This window comes from Frankia sp. CcWB2 (assembly GCF_977927585.1).
The window spans coordinates 9895-15771 of the sequence record NZ_CDWRCM010000101.1; the positions used below are offsets into that span (position 1 = coordinate 9895).

A 5877-nucleotide genomic window follows, 5' to 3' on the forward strand; every position below is an offset into this window, starting at 1 on the left:
AAGCGCCAAGCGCCAAGCGCCGAACCTTTCCGCGTAACGGGTCGTGGCGCTGTGCAGGCAGGTCGTCCTGTTGTGCTCGATGTGGAGGATGACGAACGCGGCGGCGACTATCCGTCCGATGCCCCCAGGGAAAGAGGCGGACATTCCGGAATACTGTGAAAGTTGTTGTGAGCAGGGAGTCACCCTGTTCACCGACGGCCCGCTCGCCATTGCGGGTCCCCGCCCATTGCGTGTCCCCGCGGCCGCGGCACGGCCGTGGAACACTCCGTGAACCGTCCGGCGTATAGCGTCGAAGGCGCCGGACCCGACGGGTCCAGGCAGATCGGCCGGGTTCCGCCGGCCGCGGCCCGCGCACGGCCGGCGCAGGGAAGGATCGCGATCGCGATGTTCTCGTTCGGGATAGTGCCGGCCCTGGCGGGGCTCATGGCGGCGGCGATCGCCGCCGGGCTGTGGTGGTCGGCGGGCTGGTGGGGGCCGCCGCCGTGTCCGGCGCCCTGCTCGCCCTGGCCGTCCACGACGTCACGCAACGCCGGCACGCAATCCTGCGGAACTACCCGGTGTTCGGCCACCTCCGCTTCATACTGGAGTCCATCCGGCCGGAGATCCAGCAGTACTTCATCGAACGCAACTACGACGGCCGCCCGTTCGACCGCGACATCCGGACGAGCATCTACGAACGAGCGAAGGGCATCCACAGCGACCAGGCGTTCGGCACCGAACGCGATGTCAACGCGGTCGGCTACGAGTACCTGCTGCATTCGACGGTGCCACTGGCGGTTGCGCCGGGCACCCCGTCGCCCCGGGTGCGCATCGGCGGCCCGGACTGCACCCGGCCGTATGACATGGCGCTGCTCAACATCTCGGCGATGAGCTTCGGAGCGTTGTCGGGCAACGCCGTGCTCGCGATGAACCGCGGCGCGGCGGCGGGCGGTTTCGCTCACGACACCGGGGAGGGCGGTCTCACCGAGCATCATCTGCGCTACCACGCCGACCTCGTCTGGGAGATCGGCAGCGGCTACTTCGGTGCCCGCACGGCGGACGGCGACTTCGACCCGGCGCTGTTCAAGGACAAGGCAGCTCTTCCCTCGGTCCGGATGGTCGAGCTGAAGCTGAGCCAGGGCGCCAAGCCCGGCCTCGGCGGCATCCTGCCCGCGGCGAAGGTCAGCGCCGAAATCGCGCGGGCCCGCGGTGTCCCGGCTGGGGTGACCTGTGTCAGCCCGCCGGGACACCGGGTCTTCTCAACTCCGCGGGAACTGGTGCTGTTCATCGCCCGGATGCGGGAGCTCGCGGGCGGCAAGCCCACGGGATTCAAACTGTGTATGGGGTCCCGGCGGGAACTGCTCGCGATCTGCCGGGCGATGCTGGCGGAGGGGATCACCCCCGACTTCATCGTCGTCGACGGAGGTGAGGGCGGCACCGGCGCCGCGCCGCTGGAGTACGAGGACCACGTCGGCACTCCGCTCACCGAGGGCCTGATGACGGTGCACAACGCACTCGTCGGCGTCGGCCTGCGGGACCGGGTCCGGATCGGGGTGAGCGGCAAGATCGCCACCGGGGTGGACATCGTCAAACGGCTCGCCCAGGGCGCCGACTACACCAATGCGGCCCGCGCGATGATGATGGCGGTCGGCTGCATCCAGGCGCAACGCTGTCACACCAACACCTGCCCGGTCGGGGTGGCCACCCAGGATCCGCGCCGCGCCCGCGCGGTGGACGTCGCGGACAAGGGCGAGCGGGTACGCCGCTACCAACAGGCCACGGTGGCCCAGGCGGTGCAGGTGATCGCCTCGCTGGGCTGCGCCGGTCCCGAACAGCTGCACCCGGGGATGCTGATACGCCGGGTCACCCACACCGACACCCGCAGCTACGCCGAGCTGTACGAGTGGCTCGAACCCGGGGAACTGCTCGCCGAGCCGCCGGCGGACTGGGCCGCGGCCGACCCGGACCGCTTTCGCCCCTAATCCAAGGGTACCACGACGCTCTTCGGGAAAAGCTCTTCGGGAAAAGCTCGTGCGGGAAATGGCCGCGCGCTTCTCATACAGACAGGAAGGGCCGGAGGATGCCAGCAATCACGCCATGTCTATGGTTCGATACTCAGGGCGAGGAGGCAGTCACATTTTACGCGTCGATCTTCCCGAACTCGCGAATCGTCGACATCACCCGCTACGGCCCGGCCGGGCCCCGTCCCGAGGGTACGGTCATGACCGTCCGGTTTGAACTGGATGGTCAGGAGTACGTCGCGCTGAACGGCGGACCCGAGTTCACCTTCTCGGAGGGGATCTCGCTGCAGGTCGGCTGCGGTTCCCAGGCCGAGATCGACGAGTACTGGGACCGGCTGACCGACGGTGGCGAGGCAGGACCCTGTGGGTGGCTCAAGGACCGGTACGGGCTGTCCTGGCAGATCGTGCCCACGGCCCTGCCCGAGCTCCTTGACGATCCCGACCCGGGCCGGTCCCAGCGGGCGATGCAGGCGATGCTGAAGATGTCGAAGCTCGACATCGAGGAGTTGCGCCGGGCCGCCGACGAGGCGTGAGACCCGGCGACGGACGGAACGGGCGCCGCGCTCAGGGCACGCTGGTAGGACGACGCCGGGCGGCCAGGGCCACGGCGATGCCGCAGGTCAAGCCGAGGAGCAGGACGATCGGCCCCTGCCGGACGAACCAGGGAGCAACCTGCGGATGTTCGATGAACAACAGCTCGCAGTGCGGCAGGGCCAGGAACGAGCCGACCACGGTGACCGCCCCGAGCACCCGTCGCGGCGCCTGCCCGGTCAGGCTGAGGAGCACGGCGCCCCAGGTGAGATACCAGGGGTAGAGAACGGGTCCGAGCAGGGCCAGGCTGAGTAGTGCCAGCCCGGCGGTGGCATGCGGTTCACGGTCGCGGACGGTCACCAGCAGCCAGACGAAGATCCCGGCGGCGACGGCCACACCCGCGGCCCGGGTGGGTCCCACCAGATCCTCGAAGCGCATCGCCGATCCGGCCATCCTCGCCAGGACGGACAGAAAATCGGCGAGGCAGGTGGTCGGGGCGTAGAGGGTCAGTCCGGCGGCCGGTGTCCGCGCGACGCGCAGCCATCCGAAGCCGTCGGGTACCAGACTCGACAGCACCACGACGACGCTCGCCACGACGGCGAGGTCCCGCCCAGCGACGGCACCGACGCGACGGAGCTGGGCCGCACGCCGACCCGATCCGACCGAGGCCGCGGCCGCGGTCGCGGCCTCGGTCGCGGCGGTAGCGGCACTCACTGCCCTGACCGACCGCCAGACCAGCACCACCACGACGACCAAGGCCGCGGGCCACTTCACCAGCGCGGCCGCGGTGATGAGGACGAGACCGAGTACCGGCCTGCCGCGGTACACCGCCGTCAGACCGCCGACGAGCAGCGCCAGCAGGATGGCCTCGAGATGGATCGCGCCGACGAGCTGCAGCAGCACGATCGGACTACCCGCGCAGAACGCCAGCGCCCAGGGCCGGCGCGCCACGGAGGACACCCGCACCACGCACACCGCCATCACGACGACGCTCGCCCCCGCGACGACCCGGTGCAGCACGACCGCGCGCAGGACGTCACCGCCCGCAAGCGCATTCACCAGCCGGAAGTAGCCGAGGGCGACCGGCCCGTAGGGCGACAGTGCTGATCTCCAGATCGGATCGACGGCCAGCAGGACGGGGCGGGCGCCGAGCGCGGTGGGCCCGGTGGCGTAGGGGTCGAGCCCGGCGGCGAGCATCGTCCCCTGCGCGGTGTAGCAGTAGACGTCGAGGCTGAGGATCGGCGGGCCGAGCAGCACCGGAACGGCCCAGCAGCCGATGATGAGGCCTATCCGCGGGACCGACAGGTCGCCCTGGTGCGCGCGCTGGCACAACCGGAACCATGCGCCGACGAGCAGCGCCACCCCGATGATCATAAAAGCGGGTAGCGGAGAGGGGCGGTCGAGCGGCACCGGGTCGAGCAGCCCGAACCAGCGTGACGGGGTCACGACTCCGGGCTGCAGGGCCAGTCGCCCCGCTACCAGCACCACCAGCACCGATCCGGCGGTCCCACATCCCGCGAGCAGGACGGCGCCTCCGTCGAGGCGTCCGCCAACGCCCCCACCGATGCACGACGAACGGCGTCGACCAGGATCGCCCGGTCGGGCGGTTCCGTGCGGCGCGGTGTCCTCTATCTTGTCCATTCCGGTACAAAGCCTGACGTTTCTACCTCGCCAACAGGCGGCGCGCCCGGGACCACCCGGTGAACAATACCTGTCCTGTAAGGATGTCGGAGCCCACGGGCACCGGCCCGGCCCGCGGTGTCCTGCCTCGGCCCGCGGTGTCCTGCCTCAGCGCCGACGGCCACCGGCGGATGGCGCCGGGATGAACGGCTGATGGTGGCTGCCGGGCTCCCAGCTGGCGGACCGCCTCGGGGTGCTATGCCGAACGCATGCGGCAAGCGCGAACCATGCGCCCGGCAACCGGTACCGCCTGCCCCGACGGGGAGACGGCAGGCCCGGGACCGGTGCCGGTCGCCTCGGCGCGACCGACGGCGCCCGTCGTGACCACGGGCGTCGCCGCCGCGCTGGTGGTGCTCACGGTGATGATCGCACCGCAGCCGCAGACCGACTTCGCTGTCTACCGGCTGGGTGGGCAGGCCGTCTGGGACGGGCCCGCCCTTTACCAGGTGCGTACGGCGGCCGGCCTGCCCTTCACCTACCCGCCGATCGCGGCGGTGCTGTTCACGCCGTTCGCCGCCATCCCACTGGGGCTGGCCGAGGTCGTCTGGGCCGCGCTGACCGTCGCGGCACTCATCCTGCTGCTGTCCAGGCTGCGGGCCTGGCTCATCCCGCCGACCGGCACCGCGCGGGCCGTCGGGGCCAGGCGGGCACTGGGCTCGCGCTGGGCGCCGCCGCTGCTGCTGGTGGTGGCGGCGCTCGCGACGGAACCGGTTCGCAGCACCATCATCTTCGGGCAGGTCAACATCCTGCTGATGCTGGCGGTCTGGCTCGATGCCGGGCCCGGGCGACGGTCCACACCGTTCACCCGATTGCCACCGGGTGCTCTCACAGGTCTCGCCGCGGCGGTGAAACTGACTCCGTTGATCTTCGTGGCCTACCTGTGGCTGGCCGGCCGGCGCCGGGTGGCGATCGGAGCGGTGGGGACGTTTCTCGCGGCCCATGCCGTGGCATTCGCGCTGGCACCCGCGGCGTCCCGCGCCTACTGGGGCGGGGTGTTCGCGGATCCGGGCCGGATCGGCTCGGTCACGTACGCCGGCAACCAGTCGCTGTACGGCGCGATGACCCGGATCTGGGGAGACGGCGCGTCGGTAGTCCAGATCCACCGGCTGATGGTGGCCGCCGTCGCCGTCACCGGGCTGGCGCTCGCGGTGCGGCTGCACCGGCGCGGGGAGCCCGTCGCGGGCCTGCTCGCCTGCGCGGTCACCGGACTGCTGGTCTCGCCGATCTCGTGGAGTCACCACTGGGTGTGGGCGGTGCCGACGCTGCTCTGGCTCGCCACCAACGCCACCAACGGCCGAGCCTCACACCGGTACGTCGGAGCGGCGCTCGCCGGCTACGTGTTGTTCGTGGCCTCCCCCGTCTGGTGGATCACGCCCCACGATCAGAACTGGCCGCACCACCGCGACCCGACCATCCTCCTCACGAACGCCTACGTGATCGCCGGTGTCGTGCTCCTGGTCACCTTGGCGCACGTCGCCGGCCGCCGGGACCTGTACCGCCGATCATGGGGAATGCGACATCCGGACCTGGTGCGCCGGGGCTAGGGGGGCTAGGGGAACTAGGGGCTAGGGCCTGTTTGGGAAGTTTATCGGGGCAGCCATTTGTTGATCGCGGCGATGGTGGCTGTTGCTTCGTAGCGGACGGCTAGCTTGTTGTAGCGGGTCGC

The 5877-nt window shown here is 70.7% G+C and carries 3 protein-coding genes and 1 pseudogene; 3 read left to right on the plus strand and 1 reads right to left on the minus strand.

Features of this window, described 5'->3' with window-relative positions:
• Positions 1-384 precede the first annotated feature (384 nt).
• Together ACY45C_RS12275 and ACY45C_RS12280 are read left to right on the plus strand one after the other, a co-directional pair.
• Positions 385-1961: pseudogene (locus ACY45C_RS12275) on the plus strand (FMN-binding glutamate synthase family protein).
• Between the two features lie 98 nt (positions 1962-2059).
• A complete protein-coding gene (locus ACY45C_RS12280; RefSeq protein ID WP_462187750.1) occupies positions 2060-2533 on the plus strand; it encodes a VOC family protein in 474 nt (157 codons plus the stop codon).
• Between the two features lie 31 nt (positions 2534-2564).
• Here ACY45C_RS12280 and mptB read toward each other — a convergent pair whose 3' ends face one another.
• Positions 2565-4019 (minus strand): polyprenol phosphomannose-dependent alpha 1,6 mannosyltransferase MptB, encoded by a 1455-nt coding sequence (gene mptB, locus ACY45C_RS12285; protein ID WP_462187751.1) that lies wholly within the window; start codon positions 4017-4019, stop codon positions 2565-2567.
• 512 nt (positions 4020-4531) lie between these two features.
• Between mptB and ACY45C_RS12290 the strand changes: the two genes are divergently transcribed.
• Positions 4532-5755, plus strand: coding sequence for a glycosyltransferase 87 family protein (locus tag ACY45C_RS12290; RefSeq protein ID WP_462187752.1), 1224 nt, complete (start codon positions 4532-4534; stop codon positions 5753-5755).
• The last annotated feature ends 122 nt before the right edge of the window (positions 5756-5877 follow it).